General features: G+C 38.3%; 16 protein-coding genes and 3 pseudogenes. 5 read left to right on the top strand and 14 right to left on the bottom strand.

Annotated elements, in window-relative coordinates; genetic code table 11:
* The first annotated feature begins 79 nt into the window (after positions 1 to 79).
* The 4 genes from JCM9140_RS02900 (at position 80) to rnjA (ending at position 3,180) form a co-directional block, all read left to right on the top strand.
* Positions 80 to 271, top strand: a complete 192-nt coding sequence (locus tag JCM9140_RS02900; RefSeq protein ID WP_034742070.1) for a YjcZ family sporulation protein — start codon at positions 80 to 82, stop codon at positions 269 to 271.
* A gap of 131 nt (positions 272 to 402) precedes the next feature.
* A complete protein-coding gene (def, locus tag JCM9140_RS02895; protein WP_034742068.1) occupies positions 403 to 945 on the top strand; it encodes a peptide deformylase in 543 nt (180 codons plus the stop codon).
* Positions 946 to 1,298: 353 nt separating this feature from the next.
* Complete coding sequence (locus tag JCM9140_RS02890) at positions 1,299 to 1,508, top strand: DNA-dependent RNA polymerase subunit epsilon (RefSeq protein ID WP_034742064.1); 210 nt, start codon at positions 1,299 to 1,301, stop codon at positions 1,506 to 1,508.
* Positions 1,509 to 1,512: 4 nt separating this feature from the next.
* Positions 1,513 to 3,180, top strand: coding sequence for a ribonuclease J1 (gene rnjA / locus JCM9140_RS02885; RefSeq protein WP_034742061.1), 1,668 nt, complete (start codon positions 1,513 to 1,515; stop codon positions 3,178 to 3,180).
* A 99-nt stretch (positions 3,181 to 3,279) separates the two neighbouring features.
* Here the strand turns inward: rnjA and JCM9140_RS02880 are convergent, their stop codons facing one another.
* The 4 genes and pseudogenes from JCM9140_RS02880 to JCM9140_RS02865 form a co-directional block, all read right to left on the bottom strand.
* Complete coding sequence (locus JCM9140_RS02880; protein ID WP_034742058.1) at positions 3,280 to 5,262, bottom strand: electron transporter; 1,983 nt, start codon at positions 5,260 to 5,262, stop codon at positions 3,280 to 3,282.
* A 157-nt stretch (positions 5,263 to 5,419) separates the two neighbouring features.
* Positions 5,420 to 6,652 (bottom strand): peptidoglycan recognition protein family protein, encoded by a 1,233-nt coding sequence (locus tag JCM9140_RS22260; RefSeq protein WP_052002020.1) that lies wholly within the window; start codon positions 6,650 to 6,652, stop codon positions 5,420 to 5,422.
* A gap of 104 nt (positions 6,653 to 6,756) precedes the next feature.
* Positions 6,757 to 7,209 (bottom strand): TlpA disulfide reductase family protein, encoded by a 453-nt coding sequence (locus JCM9140_RS02870; protein WP_276563929.1) that lies wholly within the window; start codon positions 7,207 to 7,209, stop codon positions 6,757 to 6,759.
* 74 nt (positions 7,210 to 7,283) lie between these two features.
* Positions 7,284 to 7,834, bottom strand: a pseudogene (locus tag JCM9140_RS02865) (peroxiredoxin).
* A 340-nt stretch (positions 7,835 to 8,174) separates the two neighbouring features.
* On the opposite strand from JCM9140_RS02865, the gene JCM9140_RS02860 reads away from it, so the two are divergent.
* The gene (locus JCM9140_RS02860) at positions 8,175 to 9,011 is read left to right on the top strand and encodes a mechanosensitive ion channel family protein (RefSeq protein WP_034742055.1); all 837 of its coding nucleotides are present in this window, start codon (positions 8,175 to 8,177) and stop codon (positions 9,009 to 9,011) included.
* Positions 9,012 to 9,088: 77 nt separating this feature from the next.
* Here the strand turns inward: JCM9140_RS02860 and JCM9140_RS02855 are convergent, their stop codons facing one another.
* From JCM9140_RS02855 to JCM9140_RS02810, 10 genes and pseudogenes are all read right to left on the bottom strand, one after another.
* The gene (locus JCM9140_RS02855; RefSeq protein ID WP_034742053.1) at positions 9,089 to 9,340 is read right to left on the bottom strand and encodes a YkuS family protein; all 252 of its coding nucleotides are present in this window, start codon (positions 9,338 to 9,340) and stop codon (positions 9,089 to 9,091) included.
* Positions 9,341 to 9,474: 134 nt separating this feature from the next.
* Positions 9,475 to 10,596 carry an N-acetyldiaminopimelate deacetylase gene (locus JCM9140_RS02850; protein ID WP_034742050.1) on the bottom strand — a complete coding sequence of 374 codons (1,122 nt, stop codon included), beginning with the start codon at positions 10,594 to 10,596 and terminating at the stop codon, positions 9,475 to 9,477.
* Positions 10,583 to 11,800, bottom strand: coding sequence for an aspartate aminotransferase family protein (locus JCM9140_RS02845; RefSeq protein WP_439644259.1), 1,218 nt, complete (start codon positions 11,798 to 11,800; stop codon positions 10,583 to 10,585). The genes JCM9140_RS02850 and JCM9140_RS02845 overlap by 14 nt, the downstream gene beginning before the upstream one ends.
* Before the next feature lie 80 nt (positions 11,801 to 11,880).
* Positions 11,881 to 12,603, bottom strand: coding sequence for a 2,3,4,5-tetrahydropyridine-2,6-dicarboxylate N-acetyltransferase (gene dapD / locus JCM9140_RS02840; protein ID WP_034742047.1), 723 nt, complete (start codon positions 12,601 to 12,603; stop codon positions 11,881 to 11,883).
* A 103-nt stretch (positions 12,604 to 12,706) separates the two neighbouring features.
* Complete coding sequence (locus JCM9140_RS02835) at positions 12,707 to 13,603, bottom strand: AEC family transporter (protein WP_034742044.1); 897 nt, start codon at positions 13,601 to 13,603, stop codon at positions 12,707 to 12,709.
* A gap of 197 nt (positions 13,604 to 13,800) precedes the next feature.
* Positions 13,801 to 15,095 (bottom strand): annotated as a pseudogene (gene aceA, locus JCM9140_RS02830) (isocitrate lyase).
* A gap of 30 nt (positions 15,096 to 15,125) precedes the next feature.
* Positions 15,126 to 16,724: a malate synthase A gene (aceB, locus tag JCM9140_RS02825; protein ID WP_034742041.1), complete on the bottom strand. Its 1,599-nt coding sequence runs from the start codon at positions 16,722 to 16,724 to the stop codon at positions 15,126 to 15,128.
* A gap of 195 nt (positions 16,725 to 16,919) precedes the next feature.
* A complete protein-coding gene (locus JCM9140_RS02820) occupies positions 16,920 to 17,441 on the bottom strand; it encodes a DUF4309 domain-containing protein (RefSeq protein WP_034742039.1) in 522 nt (173 codons plus the stop codon).
* A gap of 150 nt (positions 17,442 to 17,591) precedes the next feature.
* Positions 17,592 to 19,089, bottom strand: a pseudogene (locus JCM9140_RS02815) (glycine betaine uptake BCCT transporter).
* Between the two features lie 80 nt (positions 19,090 to 19,169).
* Positions 19,170 to 20,306 carry a mechanosensitive ion channel family protein gene (locus JCM9140_RS02810; RefSeq protein ID WP_034742037.1) on the bottom strand — a complete coding sequence of 379 codons (1,137 nt, stop codon included), beginning with the start codon at positions 20,304 to 20,306 and terminating at the stop codon, positions 19,170 to 19,172.
* Positions 20,307 to 20,410 lie beyond the last annotated feature (104 nt).

Below are 20,410 nucleotides of genomic sequence, written 5' to 3'. Positions count from 1 at the left end.
ACCATCATTAAGGGAACTGCATAATGTAATTAGTGAATCGCAGCCAATGCGGTGCCAAAACAAAAAGGAGGAATGCAAAATGTTTGGATACGGATATGGTGCAGGATATGGTGCAGGTTTTGGATGTACTGACCCTTGTGGATACGGATATGGTGCTCCAGTAGCACCAGTAGCAGCTCCAGCAGCAGGTGCTGGAAGAGGTTTCGCGTTAATCGTAGTTCTATTCATCCTGCTTATCATTGTTGGCGCTTCTCGTTTTGGTGCTTACTAATAGAAAAAAAAGAAGCATGGGCCATTCCCTTGCTTCTTTTTTTATGTCTTTTTTTCATAAGCATACACAAAAAACTTGAAATTTCATTTATTTATTCATAAAGTAATCTTATGAATAAAGGAGTGATAAGTATGCTTACGATGAAAGATGTTGTACGTGAAGGTGATCCAGTTCTAAGAAAGATTGCTGAAGAAGTACAACTTCCCGCATCTGATGAAGATAGACAAACGTTACAGGCTATGCTTGATTTTGTTATTAACAGTCAAGACCCTGAACTAGCTGAAAAGTTCGAGCTAAGACCAGGCGTTGGGATTGCAGCTCCACAGATCGGAATCTCTAAGAGAATGTTTGCTGTTCATGTTACCGATGAACAAGATCAATTATATAGCTTAGGAATTTTTAACCCTAAAATTGTCAGCCATTCTGTCGAGGAAACACACTTAGAAGGTGGAGAAGGTTGTCTGTCGGTTGATCGGGATATTCCTGGTAATGTACCTCGCTATTCTCGAATTACTGTAAAAGGCACGACTCTTGAAGGTGAAGAAGTAACATTACGATTACGCGGATTAGTTTCAATTGTTTTTCAACATGAACTTGACCATTTAAACGGAATTATGTTTTACGATCGAATTGAAGCATTTAAAGATAAATTAAAAAAAGAATTACCTCAATAAATATTAATGGAGTCATACCCATGCTTTCGGGTATGACTCCTTTTTTTATCCAATTATTACCTTGAACAGAGAGATTTGTTGTAACACATACTATATACATATAAACCCTTACCCATTTGGAATTGATTAAAAGGAGTTGAAAAAAATGTTGCGTCGTTGGAAAAAAAGAATTGTAAAAGGATGTAAAAACTTACTTCCGAAAAGCCGTCTAATTGAAGTTTAATTCCGTTCTTTTTCGTGAAGAATGGTTGGCTATAATGAATATCAACAAGCCGTCTTCAATAAAGTACATGAAATAAGGTGACTTTTGTTTTATAATGAAAATATAACCAATGGTAAGGAGAGGTAGTAACATGCTATTTAAAGTATTTTATCAAAAGAATTTCAATCAAGTACCTGTACGTGAATTTACAGAAACGATCTTTGTAGAAGGAGAAAGCGAATCTGATGTACGAAAGAAATTAGCTGACCGAAACATTAATATTGAATTTGTGACACCAGTCTCTGGCGCTTATCTCGACTACGAACAAGAAAATGAAGATTTCAAAGTGGAGACAATCTAATTTTATGAAACAAGTTAAAAATAATCAAACTGCCGTATTTGCGTTAGGCGGCTTAGGCGAAATTGGGAAAAATACGTACGCAGTTCAATTTCAAGATGAAATTATATTAATTGATGCCGGAATTAAGTTTCCAGAGGACGAGCTTCTCGGTATTGATTACGTTATTCCTGATTATAATTACTTAGTCAAAAATGAAGATAAGATTAAAGGGCTCTTCATTACGCATGGACATGAGGATCATATTGGCGGCATCCCTTATCTTCTAAGAGCTGTAAATGTTCCTATTTACGGAGGCAAGTTAGCATTAGGTTTGTTAAAAGGGAAGTTAGAAGAACACGGATTATTACGAAAAGCGAAGCTTCATGTGATTCATGAAGATCAAATCGTTAAATTTACGAAAACATCCGTTACATTTTTCAGAACAACTCATAGCATTCCTGATGCATATGGAATCGTTGTTAAAACTCCTCCTGGTAATATCGTTCACACAGGTGACTTTAAGTTTGACTTTACACCAGTCGGAGAACCTGCAAATTTAACAAAAATGGCGAAAATCGGCGAAGAAGGTGTGCTTTGTCTATTATCTGATAGTACAAATAGCGAAATTCCAGAATTCACGATGTCTGAACGAAAAGTAGGAGAAAGCATTGATAATATCTTCAGAAAAGTCGATGGGCGTGTAATCTTTGCTACTTTCGCTTCAAACATTCATCGACTTCAACAAGTTGTTGAGGCAGCTGTCAAACAAGGGAGAAAAATCGCAGTATTTGGCAGAAGTATGGAAAACGCTTTGACTATCGGGCAAGAATTAGGATATATAAAAGCTCCTAAAAATACTTTTGTCGAACCTTCTCAATTAAATAAATTACCAGATAATCAAGTAACGATTTTATGTACAGGAAGTCAAGGTGAACCAATGGCAGCTCTTTCACGCATAGCTAATGGTACACACAGACAAATCCAAATCATCCCTGGTGATACAGTTGTATTTTCGTCTTCACCAATTCCAGGAAATACACTAAGTGTTAGCAAAACAATTAATCAGCTTTATCGCGCTGGAGCGAATGTTATTCACGGGTCTTTGAATGATATTCACACATCTGGACATGGTGGTCAAGAAGAACAAAAACTTATGTTACGATTAATGAAACCTCAATATTTCATGCCCATTCACGGTGAGTACCGTATGTTGAAAATGCATATTAAACTTGCTGAAGATTGTGGTGTTCCTAAAGAAAATAGCTTCATTATGGATAACGGTGACGTTTTAGCTCTTCATCCAGATGAAGCTGGCGTGGTCGGAAAAGTACCTTCGGGATCTGTTTATGTTGATGGAAACGGCATTGGAGATATAGGGAACATTGTCTTAAGAGATCGCCGTATCCTTTCAGAAGAAGGCCTTGTTGTAGTCGTTGTTAGTTTAAATATGAAAGAATTTAAAGTAACAGCTGGTCCAGATCTCATTTCACGTGGTTTTGTCTACATGAGAGAATCAAGCGACCTCATTCACGAAGCACAAAAACTACTTGCTTCGCACTTAAACGATGTAATGGAAAGAAAAACAACTCAATGGTCTGAAATTAAAAATGAAATCACAGATTTACTAGGTCCATTTTTATATGAACGGACAAAAAGAAAACCGATGATTTTGCCAATAATCATGGAAGTATAATTTAAAAAGGAGATGAAATCCCAAGAGGACTTTTCATCTCCTTTTTGTATGTGTAACAAAAGGGATTGTCCCCATTCCAATGGAACAATCCCTAATGATCTAATGCTCTGCTCTTTTTTCCTTCTCTAAATCAATTGCCATTAAATATTGAATTAGCGCATGTTGTTCCTCTTTTGTAAAATCGTTTTTTTCATCAACCCAATATTCATGCCCCTCTCCTGTAGAGTGAGCATGCTGCAAAGATTCAGATGATTTATTAGCATCAACTACTTTTTGGCGCAAATCACGATCAATCAATGCTAATAAGCTATTATAGGGATCTGGTTTGATACCTTTTTCAAGTGTACCACTTAACCCTACTTCAGATAATTCTGAGCCTACCGCTACTCCTCCGTCATGTAAATAGGGAGGTGAAAACTTCAGTCCGACTAATCCCTTAACTTTGTACCCACCTTCATTTCCCTTTGCAAGAACAAGATCCACTTGTTCTTCATCAAGGTGATTCATTGGTATTTTCACTCTTTTTGCATCTTCCGGAATCGGTATTGGTGTATCTAATGTATAAAACCAAGGTTCCTCCAGCAACTTAACACTATCTTCAAATGCTTTTGCACGAGATGTTTCAGAGCCAACAACTGCGTTTGGAATGACTTTATTGTTCGTACGAGCTCTCCCAGCGTGACAACTTACACAGCCTGCTCGATTAAACACTTCTCGTCCAGTCGCTTCAGTAACGGAATACGATGACACATCAGATGGCGGTTTTAACGTATTTTGATAAGCAGAAAGAGCATTTAGTTCTTCTAAAACCGTATGTCCTTCCGAGCCAATTACCGTCCCATTTGGTGTAAACAAAGAAATATTCGGGTAGGTTGGTGGTCTGATCATATCATTGAACCCAAAAACGGTTTTATTATGATCAACACGCGCTAACAATTCACTTGGTTTCTCTTCTCTCTCTTGATGGTAGCGATAGTTTTCATTAGGAGCATTTTGTAGAAGAATGCCAATGTACCGTTCTTTATCAATCTCAAAGAGCTCATCACTTTGATCTGCTTGCGCTAACAAGTCAGAATTTTGAGCATGAACATTATTGTTTAAAGCGGTTAATCCTTTAAAAGGTCCAATCGACGCGAATCCATTCCACCCATATGGGTGATCACCCAAAGTAAATGAGTCAGGAATTTGAGTTGGATTGTTTTCTAAATCCATCGTCGAGTCAAAGTTTCCTCTGGGCCAAGCTAACAATGCACGATCGACAGCATCCTCAACTTTTTCTTTATCTGGCAATGCTACAAAATTCTCTTTTCCACGCTCTTTTTCTTTCATCCAATCTTGTTCATCAATGAATGATTGAATTTTTTGAGCATCGACATCTGTATTCGTAAAATAAGCAGTTGAATTGGTTGCCAATGCAAGAAGTAGACCTGCATTCATATTCGCATTTGGGGCTCCTTCAATAACTTTGCCCGTTTCCCTATCTACAGTTGCATGACATGCCGCACAGGAAATACCAGCTTTTAGCCGACCATCACTAAATTTAAGCGGCATTCCAAGTGGGGCAAACGCACCTTTTGGGACATCTAATCCTGTTTCAATTAATTCACCTTTTTTGAAAGATCTTCCACCGATAACAGCATCTTCGGCCAGCTCTACTTTTAAATTATCTGTCCCTTCCCCTCTTGCCTGTAGGACGGCTTTTCCGATATTGATGACAGATAAAGGTCCATCTAAAATCCCCAAGACGTCTGTAATGTATTCTTCATTATTAAACGTCTCTTCATAAAACAAATCACGACCTTCCTTAACTAAGCTTTCATCTACTTTTACGGCACCATTATGTAACGAAAGCATGTCTCTTCCTTCTTCATCCTTCATAAGCTCATTTGCCTCATTCATAGATAATGATAGTCCCCAAATATCGTACCCATAAACATCGTTCATCTCATATGCAAGTGGATGATTGATCGTTATTTCTTCTGAAGGATTGACAGCATAACCTGGTTCAAAGTACTCTAAACCCGCATAAATTGCAACGAAAAGCGCTGCAATGACTATACCAATGATAAATCGCTTTCTCATTTTTTATCCTCCTAAGATCGAAAATAGGCCTCTTCTTACTATTAGACATGAAGAGGTATCCTATTCAAAGAGGCATAAACTAATAAGTACAATGCTCCTTACTAGAACAAAATACAAGCCACCGAAATTTTCATACTCTTTCGGTGGCTTGTAACGTTTATTCAAAAAGTCTTCCCCAAGTCTGAGGACCAACAATCCCATCGACCGTTATATTTTCACTTCTTTGAAAATCTCTGACCGCTTGAGCTGTTCTCGGTCCATAGATGCCATCAGCCGTCACTCCCAGTTCTTGCTGAACTTGCTTTACATCTTCACCTCTTAAAAAAGGAGTTTGAACCGATAGTAACCGTTGGTAACTTACACCATTTGATTGTGCTACACGATCAAGAGCTCGCCATGTTTGCGGGCCGACAATCCCATCTACTACTATATTTGCACTACGCTGAAATTGTCTGACTCTCTCTTCCGTTTCAGGTCCAAATATACCATCAACCGTAGCACCCACTTTTTGTTGAACTTCTTGAACATCTTCCCCTCTCATCATCGGTTGAATGTGACGTAGCATTCTCCTCGTTTCACTTCGGTACATCTCTTCATTTTCATCTGGCTCATCAGTTGGCGATCCGTGATCCGGTCGTTCCGTCGGGGATTCGAAATCCCTTAACGCTTCTCTCGTCTGTGGTCCTACAATCCCATCCACCAAAATTGAAGCTGAGCGCTGGAATCTCATAACAGCATCCTCTGTCTGCGGTCCAAAAATTCCATCAATCGGACCTGGATGAAACCCAAGTTCATCTAATCTTTCTTGTAGAGCTTGGATGTCATCACCTTGATCACCTCTGGATAGAATGGTTCGCTGTCTTACCCCCGCTACATACGTTGGTGCCGGTGAAGGCCGACCGCTCAATGTTGCACCTTCCTCCCGTAACCAATTTCTGAAATTTTGCATGCTTATGGAAGGACATGGTTTCCATGAATAGCCTGGAAACTCAATATGCCCCCAAACACTATCAATGGGAATGTTGAGTTGTCTCATTAAGTATCTTGTTAAATCAAGAGTCGCTTGACGTTGAGCATCGGGCAATGATTGTGTTCTAAAGTCTCCTACCATACATATGCCTACAGCATGTGCATTACTATTTCCTACATGATAACTTACAACTTCTAGGTCATGACACCTGCTAATAGAGCCATCGCGGCTTACAACATAATGGTAACCAATCCCCGGCCAACCTAACTCGTTTACATGATAACGTGCAAACGCTTCTGCACTTCCTGATGTTGTTGCACTATGATGAATCGCTATGTTCCGAATCGCACTTCTTGATCTTCTTCGATAAGACCTTGATCGGTGGGATGCTAACGAATTTCTTTTATCAATTATGTTCATAAAAGATCACCTCACCTATATATATGATGAAATGATCAAACGTGATGTATAAAGAATCATAAAAAAGATGCCGTTCAAAGTGAACAGCATCTTTTTATTTGAGATTACTCCGCAATTCCTAATACACGGTTCACACGTTTTTCGAGCATTTTCATTCCGCCTCCGCCCGCTTGAAAATGACGAAGCTGTCCTTCCTTATCAAATACATAGTAAGCTGGGACATATTCATTTTCAAAAGCATCCGTCAATGTGTGTTGGTTGTCAACAAAAATAGTCTGTGTGATCCCATGCTCTAGAGCAACCCTTTTAACTTGATCAAGTTCTAAGTCTTTCTCAGACCTTGGCATATGAACAGCTACGATATTCAATTGACTTTTATAACGCTCACGAAACTCATTTACGCTTGGCATTGCTTCTTTACATAAGCCACAACTAATCGACCAAAAATGAAATAGAGTTGGTTTCTCTCCAACTAGATCCGCTTTTGTCACTTCACCATTTATCCAACTAGATGCACCGTCTATTTCAGGCATTTGAGATCTTAGTTTCAACGCCATTTCAAGTCCTCCTTAAATTTTTTTCAATTGTTAAAAAAGGTCTAACAACATTGCTAGACCTTTTCACACTTTCTTTATACATTCAATGTACTTTGACCCGGTTTCCAATTGGCAGGGCAAAGACCACCCGTTTGAAGAGCTTGTAGAACACGCAACGTTTCATCCACGTCACGCCCAACATTATTATGATTCACAACTGAATACATTAATTCACCTTCTGGCTTATAATAAACAGTCCACGAAGAGCAACTCCTTCTTCTTCAATAAGGACTCCGTATTCACGCGATACAACATGATTCGTATCCGCAGCAAGAGGATACGTTAAATTGCCTATACCGTTTTCATCACGAGGAGTATTCATCCATGCTTTATGAGTATGAATGGTGTCAGTCGACACTCCAATTACTTCTGCATCTAAATCTTCGAACTCATCATAACGATCGCTTAACGAAATAATCTCAGTTGGGCAAACGAACGTAAAGTCCATTGGATAAAAAAATAAAATGGTCCATTTATCATTCTTCATATTTTCTTCTAGGCTTACCTTTGAAAACTCTTTGTTTGGCATTACTGCGTCCATTTCAAAACGTGGTGCTTGTTTAGCTACCATACGCTTGTCTGTCATATGTAAAACCCCCATTTTAAAGAGTAATTTCCTCAGCCGTTATCATTATAAAAGAAGTTTTGTCAATAGTCAATATTAGGTAAAAACCACTCTAAACTAGTCAACTTGTCTCATGAAAGCCCCTTTTTGACAAGATTGTTTATACACTTTGATGTTTGGTGGGGTTATACGTTCGTTGTTTTATTGTTTGCGCTCTTCCAACTCATTAACCATTTTCACTCATTTGAGAACCATATCATTTTATGCTAGCATTAATGTTTACCTATCAATTTTGTGTTTGAATAAACAAACAAACGGGAATACCTTGATAGAGTCTTACATATTTATAGGAGTGATGTACATGGAACAAACGATAAACCAGCTTACTGAAGGAACATTTTTAGTAGGCTTGATAACCATTATAGGTCAAATTACGTTAGCCGTCCTAGCCTTTCTAATTGCTCGGTCGATAGGGAAACGAATCATTCAAGGTAGTTTTTCAAAAATGGAAACTCAAAAAGGAATGTCTGTAGGTCGAGTAAAAACACTCGAAAAATTATCAGTAAATGCTTTTTCTTATGTTCTTATTTTTGTCTTTATTACCATTATTATAAGTATATTTGGTCTTGATGCTACAGGGTTAATAGCTGGTGCCGGGGTAGTTGGTCTTGCCATCGGTTTTGGTGCTCAAGGTTTAGTAAGTGATGTAGTGACAGGATTTTTCATTCTCCTTGAGAAACAAATTGATGTTGGCGATTATGTTACGGCTAGCGGAATTGATGGAATTGTAGAGGAAGTCGGTCTAAGAAATGTTCAAATTAGAGGATTTGATGGTACCTTACATTTCATTCCTAATAGAGGTATTAGCACCGTCAGTAACCATTCACGAGGAAACATGAGAGCTCTTGTTGATATGAGCATTTCCTACGATGATAATATTGATGAAGCTATGGCTGTCCTTCAAGCAGCTTGCGACAAAATTGCAGCAGAAGACACAACGATAAAAGAAGGACCAAACGTTGTAGGAGTTCAAGGTCTTGGTGACTCTGATGTCGTCATTCGCGTGATTGCTAAAACAGATAATATGGAGCAGTGGGCTGTAGAAAGAAAACTACGGAAAGCATTGAAAGAGGCATTAGATGCCAACAATATTGAAATTCCTTTCCCACATCAAGTGTATATTGAAAAGAAATCATAACCATCTCAAGATGACTGATCATCTTGCTAAAAGAAAAGTGTTCCAAAGGTCAATCAGACCTTTTGGAACACTTCTTTTTATTGTTGATGTCCTAATTTCTCTTCAACAACCTGACAAACTTCTTGGGCTGTCATTCCGTGTGCATTAATAACAGAACCTTTAATTTCTGCATCTTGGACTCCCATGACGTTTTGGTCTTGTCCCGTAATTACACAGCAGTCACAACCTTGGGCATCTTGTTCTTGTTTTAATTGGACAACATCGTATCCCATTGATTGTAATTCTTGTTGTACATCTGTAAGCGACTGCTCAACACCGATTTTTGCCATGTCTGTACCTCCACTAATTATAAGTTAATTCATTGCACTCCTTAACATCCCCAAAAAAATGGCAACTATGCATGTTTTTTTGAAGATCCTAGCATACGTAAAAAACCCAAAGCCAAGAAAGCTTTGGGAAGCTATTACTCACTAGATAAATAATCAATTATGGTTTTAACCGCAAATGGAATGGCTTCTTCCTTTGGATCTAATCTCGCATCATGAAGACCATATTCACTATCAACACCTAACCAAAACATAAAGCCTGGTATCTCCTCTAAAAAATAACCAAAATCTTCTCCTGTCATGGCCTCGTCACAAATAACAAGATTCACCGATTCATGTTTGTTTGCAAACTCTATAAACTCATTGGTCACACGTTCATCGTTATACACTTGACAATAATTTGCTCCGTAATCAATCGAAACGGAACATTCAAAGCCCATTTCTAACCCTTTCGTCATTGCTTCTATGCGCTCTTTAATGACCTTCATCGTTTGGATCGAACGCGTTCTGATCGTACCCTCTATTACAGCGGAATCAGCAATAATATTTTGTTTTGTTCCACCTTTTATGACGCCAATTGTTACTACACCAGCATCGAGAGGATTCACATTTCTAGCTACTATAGTTTGCAATTGAGTGACTAAATGACTAGCAGCTACAACCATATCATTTGCTGTATGCGGATAAGCAGCATGTCCGCCTTTTCCTTTAAGAGAAATAAATAATTCAGATGTATTTGCAAAGAGTAACCCTGTTTTGGTAGCAATTGTCCCAACTGGCTGTTCAGGAGCAATATGAAGGGCCATCATTTTGTCTGGTTTCCACTCGATGAATTCAGCTGATTCAAGCATTTGTTTTGCACCACCAGGTCCTTCTTCAGCCGGCTGAAAAACAAACAACAAATTACAACTTGGTTGGTGCTCCGCAAAATAAGACAGCACTCCTAGAGCAATTGTCATGTGAAAATCATGGCCACACGCGTGCATCGCCCCTTCATGAGTTGAGCGAAAATCATAAGAAGTTTGTTCATCAATTGGGAGTCCATCTATATCAGCACGATAGCCAATTGTTTTGTGGGAATCCACCCCTTTTACATGAACGAATAAACCAGTTGACCAGGTTTTAACCTTTAGCCATTTTTGTGACATTTCCGAAATCCTGTCTAATAAATATTTTTGTGTTTTATATTCTTGATAGCCAAATTCCGGAATTTGATGTAAATCTCGTCGAATGTTAATAAGCTGATTAACTGGTAACATTAGACTCTACTACCCTTTCTATCTTTTTCTCGAATACGTTTATAAATAGTTGAACTTCTTCGCTCGTTAATGTTAAAGGAGGTAATAGGCGAATGATCGTTTGTTGCGTCACATCAACCATCAGACCTTCTTGTAGTAAATCTGATTGTATTTCTTTGACGAGCTTTCCATCTAAATTCATTACAACACCAATCATCATCCCTTTTCCTCTTACAGCTGTAACAACATTCGGCAGTTTTCCCTGTAATTTCTCTAATGAATGATGAAGCTCTTTCGCAACTTTATTTCCCTCTTTTAATTGACCTTGTTCCATTAACACATCGATAACAGCATTTCCTAATGCTGCACTTAACGGAGAAGGACCAAACGTCGTTCCATGATCACCTGGTTTAAATAAATTAGCATAGCGATCGGCCACTATGATCCCTCCTAAAGGAAGTCCACCACCAATTCCTTTTGCAAAAAGGATGAGGTCCGGTTCAATATTTGCATGCTGATAAGCAAAAAATGTTCCTGTCCGCCCTACTCCTGTTTGAATTTCATCCATGCAGCAAAGAACATTAAACTTCTTACAAAGTTCGGAAAGGCCCTGCAAATATTCTTCCTCGAGAGTGACAATACCACCTGAACCTAACACCGGCTCAACAATCATAGCTGCTGGCTTGTGAACAGTGAAAATTTCCTCTAGCGCTTCTAGATTGTGTGGCTCAACTTCATATACCGGCGTATCCGTTACCGGAAAATCTTGATAAACTCCTTCTTGTCTTGTTAACTTCAAAGCTCCTAATGTTCTTCCGTGAAAACTTTTCTTAAGAACAACGACACCTCGGCGCTCTTCTTGTTGATTTTTGGACCATTTATGAATCAGCTTTAGTGCAGCTTCTGTAGCTTCAGCTCCTGAATTTGCAAAGAATACTTTGCCTTTAATTGAATGAGCCGTTAGCTTTTCTGCTAACGCAATAGCAGGCTTGTTATAAAAGTAATTTGATATATGAAGAAACTGAGTAGCTTGATTACGGAGAGCTTTTTGTAATTCAGGGTGTGAGTGACCAAGAATATTGACCGCTAATCCTGTAAATAAATCTAAATACCTCTTTCCATTATCATCAAATAAATAATTGCCTTCTCCTCGCTCAATAACAATGGGCAAACGCCCATATGTAGGCATGATCACTTGTTGATCTCGTTCAATCCAAGTAGACACGATGTGTTCCCCTTTCAGTCTAAGTATGGAAAGAGCTTTGCCGAAAGGATTCCCCTTACAACAAAGCTGCTTGTCCATTATTATCTATCTTCGTTCAAACGGCGAAGTTCTTGCTTAATTTCCGTTTTACCTTTTGTTTTTTCATCAATTTCCTTAATAACACGTGCTGGCGTACCAGCAACAACTGTATTTGGAGGAACATCTTCTGTAACAATTGCTCCCGCAGCGACAACGGCTCCTTTTCCAACCGTTACACCTTCTAAAATAACGCAATTTGCACCAACAACAACGTCATCTTCAACAACAACAGGTTTTGCAGAAGGTGGCTCAATCACACCAGCCAATACGGAGCCTGCACCGATGTGGCAATTTTTCCCTACTGTTGCACGTCCGCCTAAAACAACATTCATATCAATCATAGTTCCTTCACCGATAACCGAACCAATATTGATACTTGCTCCCATCATAATAACGGCATTGTTTCCAATTTCAACTTGGTCACGAATCACAGCACCTGGCTCAATACGCGCTTGAATGTTCTTCATATCAAGAAGTGGAATTGCGGAGTTGCGACGATCATTCTCTACAACATAATCTTCAATCTTCGCTTCATTTTCCTTTAAGACAGATTCAATTTGGCTCCATTCACCAAATAATACTCCTACAGAACCAGTAATAAATGCCTTTGTATCAGCTCCAAAATTCAAGCCCTCTAAGTCACCTTTAATATGTACTTTTACTGGTGTTTTCTTTTCACTTTGTGAGATAAATTGAATAATCTCGTTTGCATCCATCATTTTCATTATTTGTTCTCCTACCTTTCTAAACAATCTCTTCATTATGATAATGATTTACGTGACAAATTGCAATCAGAAAGCGTATTTTCTTCAACTTGTATTCAGCAGACTAACCCAAGATGATTAATAAAATAGTAATGGTTGCAACACTAATGATTGTTGTCACTAACGTAACACTAGACACTAACCTAGGATGAGAATCAAATTGCACAGCATACATCACAATGGTTGCTGCTGAAGGCATGGCTGCTGACACAATTAACACTTTTGCCATTAAAGGATCCATTGGAAAAAGTAGCGTAATACCATATGCAATCAACGGCGAAAGAAATAGCCGAACAATTGTCGAGTACATCACATTTCCCCATTCAAAATTCCCCCATTGAATTCTAGCTAGTTGCATCCCTAATATAATCATGACTGTTGGTATAGCTGCCTCGGCAATTATATCGACGGTTAACATTAAATTTTCTGGCACTGTAACGTTGAACAATTTTAACAACAATCCAATCATTACGGCATAAGTAGCGGGCATTTTTAACACTTCTCTAATAGCGACTTTAATACCCGCTTTCCCTCTAGCCGCATAGTATACCCCAAAAAAATTCATTATAACTGCTTGCAATACTAAAAACATAACGGAATAAGCGAATGCCACTTCACCATAAGCAAATAAAATAATGGGTGCCCCGTAATTACCAGAATTCATAAAAGCAGTAGACAGAATAAAACCGCTCTCCATTGATTGATCATACTTTCGGATTTTTACATAAATCTTATTTAGTATAATTAAGGCAATCAGTAGAATAACGGCAAAGAAAACCATATACAGAGCTTGAATATCTAGTATAGAATGATAAAACGTGCGAAATACCAAACAGGGGGTCATAATAAAGATGGCAACGGTTGAGATCGGTTTGATGTCTACCTTTTTCCATCTTTGAACTAGAAACCCAATTAGAAAAACTAATAAGACTGGAAAAACAACTTGAATAAAAATTTCCATACGTAACCTCTCCAACTCCTGAGCATGTTTGTCTATTTCTTTATTATACTTAAGTTAAAGAGGTATAAGGTAATTTTTTTCAAATTAGGATGATCTTAGCTTGATAACACACTCATACTTTTATACCACAACCAACACATCCCAAACCTGTAATATAACAGCCTCTGCAAAAAAATGCAGAGGCTTAAATTTAATCCCTATACTTGTTTTTGAAATTGCGCTTCTTCTGTTGACCCTTTAAGGGCAGTCGTTGATGATGTTCCACCAGATACAACTTGTGAAATTTCATCAAAATAACCTGTTCCTACTTCGCGTTGGTGACGAGTTGCTGTGTAACCTTTTGATTCGCTTGCAAATTCCGCTTGTTGTAATTCAGAATAAGCACCCATCCCTCTGTTTTTATACCCTTGAGCAAGTTCAAACATGCTATGATTAAGAGCATGAAATCCTGCAAGTGTAACAAATTGGAATTTGTAACCCATTTTCCCTAGTTCCACTTGATACGTTTCAATTGTTTCCTTATCAAGATTTGCTTCCCAATTGAAAGATGGGGAACAATTATAGCAAGCATTTTTCCAGGGAACTGTGCATGAATAGCATCTGCAAATTGCTTTGCCTCTTCTAATGAAGGTTTAGACGTTTCGCACCAGATTAGATCCGCATAAGGTGCATAAGCTAGACCCCTTGCAATTGCTTGATCAATCCCTGCATTTGTTCGATAAAACCCTTCTGGTGTACGCTCACCTGTAATAAATGGACGGTCAGCTGGGTCAATATCACTTGTAATTAAGTCAGCGGCATCCGCATCCGTACGAGCAATAATGATCGTTGGAACCCCACTAACATCAGCTGCCAACCTGGCTGCTGTTAAGTTACGAACAGCTGTCTGCGTCGGGATTAAAACCTTTCCTCCTAAATGTCCACATTTCTTCTCAGATGCAAGTTGGTCTTCAAAGTGAACTCCTGCTGCACCTGATTCAATCATCCCTTTCATTAATTCAAATACATTTAACTGTCCACCAAATCCAGCTTCTGCATCGGCTACAATTGGAGCGAAATAATCAATGTCTCCCTCCCCTTCCATATGTTGAATTTGATCGGCACGTTGAAGGGCTTGGTTAATTCTTTTTACAACACTCGGAACACTGTTGGCAGGGTATAAACTTTGATCTGGATACATTTGCCCAGCTAAATTGGCATCTGCAGCTACTTGCCATCCACTTAAATAAATGGCCTTTAATCCCGCCTTTACTTGTTGTACTGCCTGATTGCCTGTTAAGGCACCAAGCGCATTAACATAATCTTCTTCATGCATTAATCTCCAAAGTTTTTCTGCTCCTCTTTTGGCTAGCGTATGTTCAATTTGAACCGATCCTCTTAAACGAATAACATCCTCAGGTGAATAAGGTCTTTCAATTCCGTTCCATCTAAGATCTTCTCCCCATTTTTTCTCCAACTGTCTTGCTTCTAATTGTCTTGATTCTTTTGTCATTTTTCATCTCTCCCATTCTTTTCTTTTTTATTAGTTTAATAGTTGATAACCAGGTAATGTTAGGAACTCTACAAATTCGTCCTCTTCAATTAATGTCGTAAACAACTCAGAAGCCTCAGCAAATTTTCCAGTTGTAAACCTTTCTTCCCCAAGATCGAACCGCATTGTAAACATTTCCTCCTCTTGAATGCGGTCGACTAATTCTCTCGTAATTTTTCTACCGTCTGTAAGAACGCCTTTTGGATGACGAATCCACTGCCATACCTGAGCTCTTGATATCTCAGCTGTTGCGGCATCTTCCATAAGATGATTAATTGGAGCAGCACCATTTCCATTAAGCCATGATGCGATATATTGAATCCCTACACTGATATTCATTCGAAGTCCTTCTTCTGTAATTGACCCATTAGGCACTTCGATTAAATCTTTTGCAGATACTTCTACATCTTCTCTCTTTTTATCTATTTGATTGGGTGTTGGCATATATTGATTGAACACTTCTTTTGCAACTGGTACAAGTGCCGGGTGTGCAACCCATGTTCCATCATGACCATCTCGCGCTTCTCTTTCTTTATCAAGGCGAACTTTCTCAAATGCCTCGGCATTTTTTTGTTCATCCCCTTTAACAGGAATTTGTGCTGCCATTCCTCCAATTGCCGGAGCTCCTCTTCGATGGCATGTTTTAATCGTTAAAAGCGAATAAGCTCTCATAAAAGGTGATGTCATCGTCACTTGTGCCCGATCTGGCAAAATGACATCTGGGTGATTGCGGAAGCGCTTTAAATAACTAAAAATATAATCCCATCTTCCGCAATTCAATCCAGCTGAATGATCTTTTAGTTCAAATAAAATTTCGTCCATTTCAAATGACGCTAAAATCGTCTCAATTAGAACCGTTGCTTTGATTGTCCCTTTAGGGATTCCAAGTTCTTTTTGTGCATACACAAATACATCATTCCACAACCTTGCCTCAAGGTGACTTTCCATTTTCGGCAAGTAGAAGTAAGGTCCTGTTCCCCTTTTACGTAACTCCTCTGCATTATGGTACATGTATAATCCAAAATCGACTAAACTTGCTGATACCGGTTGACCATGTAATGTTATGTTTTTTTCTTCTAGATGCCATCCTCGTGGCCTCACAACGAGTGTTGCTGTCTTTTCATTTAATTGATAGGTTTTTCCATTTTTTTCATTTTTAAAAGTAATCGTCCGTCTTATAGCATCTCGAAGATTCACCTGTCCTTGGATCGTATTTCTCCAAGTTGGAGCATTTGCATCTTCAAAGTCAGCCATAAAAACGTGGGCACCTGAGTTCAGAGCATTGATAACCATTTTACGCTCAACAGGTCCTGTAATTTCGACGCGACGGTCTTGTAAGTCTTTTGGGAGTGGCGCAATCTTCCAATCAGCTTCTCTAATATGTTTCGTTGACTCAAGGAAAGTAGGTAACACCCCATTGTCGATTTCTTGCTGACGAATTTGCCTTCTCTTAAGAAGCGCTTGACGCCGCACCTCAAAAGAGCGACATATCCCTTCCACAAACGATAAAGCATCCTCTGTTAAAATTTCTTTAAATTCAGGTTCAAGTTCAGCACGAAGCTGAAACTCCTGCTTTGTTTCCTGACTCAAAATGTTTCCCCCTTTCAATTCCTTCTGTATTAATACAGTTTGTAACTTATGAAATTATAATATAACAGATGTGTTTTGCTTGCAACCATTTTTTTCTTTTTTTTAGAAAATTTTAATAAAAAAGCTCATTTAAACCAAAAAAGAGTTGCTAAAAAGGGGTGTTTGACCCTTTTTCGCAACTCTTTCAACTTCATTTTATAATGTCTTCTTTAGCCAAGCATACAACAACGGTCCTTCTTTTTGTTCTGTCTCAAACAAAAGTTCATATTCTCCTAATTGATAAATATACATCCAAAATCCGTCCATTTCATTCATTTCACTTTGATCTGGAGTACCTAATTGCCTTTTCATCTCTTCACTCGTAATATTATGTTCTTCTATATTTATGGCAATTGCTACACATCGATTCGTATCTGGATTGAAAAAATAAGTTGCTTGATCATATTCCCAATAGATCCCACCTTCATAATGTCCTCTTGAAATCGGGTCTCCGAATTGTTGGTAAATTTCTTGAGAACTTTGATCAACTTTATTTTTTATCGGTACGAATGTGCCATCATAACCTTTTTCAATCCAGCGAAATGATAAAAAAGGTTCATTATTGTTCGCTGATGTTACAGATTGACTGTCATTTATTTCTTCTAATGTCATTTCACCAGACACTTGTCCACACCCTACTAACACTAAAAGAAGAAAGATGGATATAATTGCCTTCATTTGAACACCTCATATAATCGGAGTAGTAAAAGTTTTGACGAATAAGAAATAAAATAACCGTATCAGTTTAAAAAAATGATTTACCTTGTCAATTCATTGCTTCACACAAAAAAACTCCAGACACCTTATTACATGCCTGGAGTCATTATATTATTCATTCTTTCTTGTTCGTTTAAATCCTCCTAATTCTGTCTTAAATATTTTTAATATCCCTACACTCATTACTAAAAGAACAATAGTTAAAGGGAACGCACTTACAATGATCGCGGTTTGTAAAGCTTGCAAACCACCTGAAGCCATTAAGACAATGGCTGATGCCGATAAAATAAGTCCCCAAGACACTTTGATCCAGTTGGACGGATCCATATCCCCTTCCGTTGTTTGCATTCCTAACACAAATGTCGCTGAATCTGCCGATGTGATAAAAAATGTTGTAATGAGTAAAACTGTAATAATTGAGAGAAATCCACCAAATGGTAGATGTTCATAAACAAAAAACAAACCTGTTTCTAAACTTTGTCCTGCAACATCAATTCCGTGAAGTAAATCAAGATTTATTCCAGTCCCTCCAAAGACGCAAAACCAAAAAGCACAAACGATGGTAGGAACGACCAGGACGCAATGGTAAATTCTCTAATCGTTCTTCCCCTTGATACTCGAGCAATAAACATCCCGACAAAAGGAGACCAAGAAATCCACCAAGCCCAATAAAAATAGTCCAGCCTTGAGTCCAAGCCGCTCGTTGTTCATCAAATGGGAAAATTCTTAAACCCATTTGTGGCAAGTTTTGAATGTATTCACCCATTGTATGTGTGAACAAGTTTAACAGGAACAAGGTAGGACCTAATATGAGCATTCCAATAAGCAAGAGTGTGGCTAGTACCATATTGGTATTACTTAAATACTTAATTCCCCTTTGTATACCCGTTGTAGCCGATATAATAAAGAGAACCGTTATGATCGAAATAATGATTAATTGAACAGTAAAATTAACCGGAATGCCGATTAAATATCCTAAGCCTGCATTAATTTGTTGGGCTCCTAAACCGAGTGATGCACATACACCAAAAATGGTTGCAAATACCGCAATAATATCAATCGTATACCCAATTGGCCCTTTCACTCGATCACCTAATACAGGGTGTAGAGTAGCACTCATTAAACCAGGTGCATCTTTACGAAATTTAAAATAGGCCAGTGCTAAGGCAACAACGGCATAGATAGCCCATGCATGAAAGCCCCAGTGCAAATACGTATAACGTAAGGCAAGTAAAGCCGATGCTTCTGTGCTGCCTTCCCCTGTTGGAGGAGTTGCATAATGGGACACTGGTTCAGAAACACCATAAAAGAGAAGCCCTATCCCCATTCCTGCACTAAACAGCATAGCAAACCATGTAGCACGATTAAAATCTGGTTTATCCGTATCTTTTCCAAGCTTGATTCTTCCGTACTTACTAAAGATTAAAATGAGAGAAAAAATTAAAAAGAATGTGGCAGCTAAATTATAAAACCACCCAAAAGCACTCAAGAAGAAAGCTTGTGCAATGCCCATTATATTACCAAGTTGTTCTGGAAACAACGCGCCCCATATAACAAATATAAGAGCTATTACCACCGATATTTTATAGGTAACTGTTAAATTTTTCAAGCTATTATCCCTTCCTTTCTAACGTAGTTGCTCTCCTTATGTTGCAACAAACTGCCATTCTTTATGAGCACAAAAAAAGCTCAGCTTTCGCTTGAGCTCTCTTTTTTCATTATCTCAAATTCATTTTCAGATAGGGGTTTGTCACGCTCCATATAGATGCTCCGACTCGGAAAGGCTACAGATACTTGTTCTTCCTCTAAGATTTTCATAATCTCAAAATTAATTTCTTCTTTAATACGAAACCACTCTACCCAGGCAATTGTTTTTGTGAAGAAGTATATAAAAATATCTAAGCTCGAATTGTTAAACTCACTAAATCGAACCATAATTAATTCCTGATCCACTTCATTGTGGGAACGTAAGACAGATTCAATACGTCTAGCACATGTTTCAAGCTTCTCTTGAGACGTGGAATATGTTACTCCTAAAGAGAACGAAACTCGGCGTTTTCCCATCTCTGACCAGTTTGTAATCGGTTCATTCGCTAATGTAGAGTTCGGTATTGTTACGATTGAATCAGAAAACGTTCGGATCTGAGTGCTTCGAAAATTAATATCTTCGACCAGCCCCTCAACAGAAGGAGTCTGAATCCAATCTCCTTTGGAAAAAGGCTTTTCTGTTATGATAATGACTCCACCAAAAAAGTTTCCAATTGTATCTTGAGCTGCTAGGGCAAAGGCTAGTCCACCTAAACCTAGCCCTGCAATGAATGCACTGATTTCATATCCCCATTCGCTAGCGACCACGACAATCACGAGCGCAATAACAGCAAATCGTAATATTTTCGATAGGAAAGGAACTAACATGCTTTCCTCATCAATGTCCACATTTCTTGCAAATTTAATTAGCGCCATCGAGTATTGAGATGTATAATTATAGGCTCCCCAACCAATCAAAATAATGATAATCGATCGATAAAGATGCTCAACAAATTCAATCGTTGTAATATGAAACGGTAAATAGACGAGTGCTAAATAGGTACCTATGACTACCCAAAATACCCGGAGTGGTTTCTCAAATGAGAGGAGTACATTAGAAAAAACATCGGTTGGCGTCTTTCTTAATGACGCTAAAATAAGTTTATATATGTATGTTGTAAAAATTTTCCTAAACAGTAAGAATACCGAGAAAATGGCGATTGCAATTCCAATATCACTCCACTGTATTCTTTCTAAAGATCGAACAAATACGTCCCATCTCCAATTATCAAATTCCATGCTGATCCCACCTTTTTCATGTTCATTTTATCACACGTACAATAAAGTGGTACAGCAATTAACTATGTAATAATGTTGATGAAAAAAGACCAGAAAAAGGAAGG

Origin of the sequence: Halalkalibacter wakoensis JCM 9140, assembly GCF_000513095.1 — a bacterium.
Lineage (GTDB): Bacteria > Bacillota > Bacilli > Bacillales > Bacillaceae_D > Halalkalibacter > Halalkalibacter wakoensis.
The sequence above is the reverse complement of the archived record's forward strand: the minus strand, read 5'-3'. Positions and strand labels throughout refer to the sequence as shown.

Excerpts from the sequence above, each read along its gene's own strand:
- JCM9140_RS02860 (WP_034742055.1), top strand. The coding sequence starts at position 8,175 with ATGGAACAAACGATAAACCAGCTTACTGAAGGAACATTTTTAGTAGGC.
- JCM9140_RS02855 (WP_034742053.1), bottom strand. The coding sequence starts at position 9,340 with ATGGCAAAAATCGGTGTTGAGCAGTCGCTTACAGATGTACAACAAGAA.
- JCM9140_RS02890 (WP_034742064.1), top strand. The coding sequence starts at position 1,299 with ATGCTATTTAAAGTATTTTATCAAAAGAATTTCAATCAAGTACCTGTA.
- def (WP_034742068.1), top strand. The coding sequence starts at position 403 with ATGCTTACGATGAAAGATGTTGTACGTGAAGGTGATCCAGTTCTAAGA.
- JCM9140_RS02810 (WP_034742037.1), bottom strand. The coding sequence starts at position 20,306 with ATGGAATTTGATAATTGGAGATGGGACGTATTTGTTCGATCTTTAGAA.
- JCM9140_RS02835 (WP_034742044.1), bottom strand. The coding sequence starts at position 13,603 with ATGGAAATTTTTATTCAAGTTGTTTTTCCAGTCTTATTAGTTTTTCTA.
- rnjA (WP_034742061.1), top strand. The coding sequence starts at position 1,513 with ATGAAACAAGTTAAAAATAATCAAACTGCCGTATTTGCGTTAGGCGGC.
- JCM9140_RS02870 (WP_276563929.1), bottom strand. The coding sequence starts at position 7,209 with ATGGCGTTGAAACTAAGATCTCAAATGCCTGAAATAGACGGTGCATCT.
- dapD (WP_034742047.1), bottom strand. The coding sequence starts at position 12,603 with ATGAAAATGATGGATGCAAACGAGATTATTCAATTTATCTCACAAAGT.
- JCM9140_RS02820 (WP_034742039.1), bottom strand. The coding sequence starts at position 17,441 with ATGAAGGCAATTATATCCATCTTTCTTCTTTTAGTGTTAGTAGGGTGT.
- JCM9140_RS02880 (WP_034742058.1), bottom strand. The coding sequence starts at position 5,262 with ATGAGAAAGCGATTTATCATTGGTATAGTCATTGCAGCGCTTTTCGTT.
- JCM9140_RS22260 (WP_052002020.1), bottom strand. The coding sequence starts at position 6,652 with ATGAACATAATTGATAAAAGAAATTCGTTAGCATCCCACCGATCAAGG.
- JCM9140_RS02900 (WP_034742070.1), top strand. The coding sequence starts at position 80 with ATGTTTGGATACGGATATGGTGCAGGATATGGTGCAGGTTTTGGATGT.
- JCM9140_RS02850 (WP_034742050.1), bottom strand. The coding sequence starts at position 10,596 with ATGTTACCAGTTAATCAGCTTATTAACATTCGACGAGATTTACATCAA.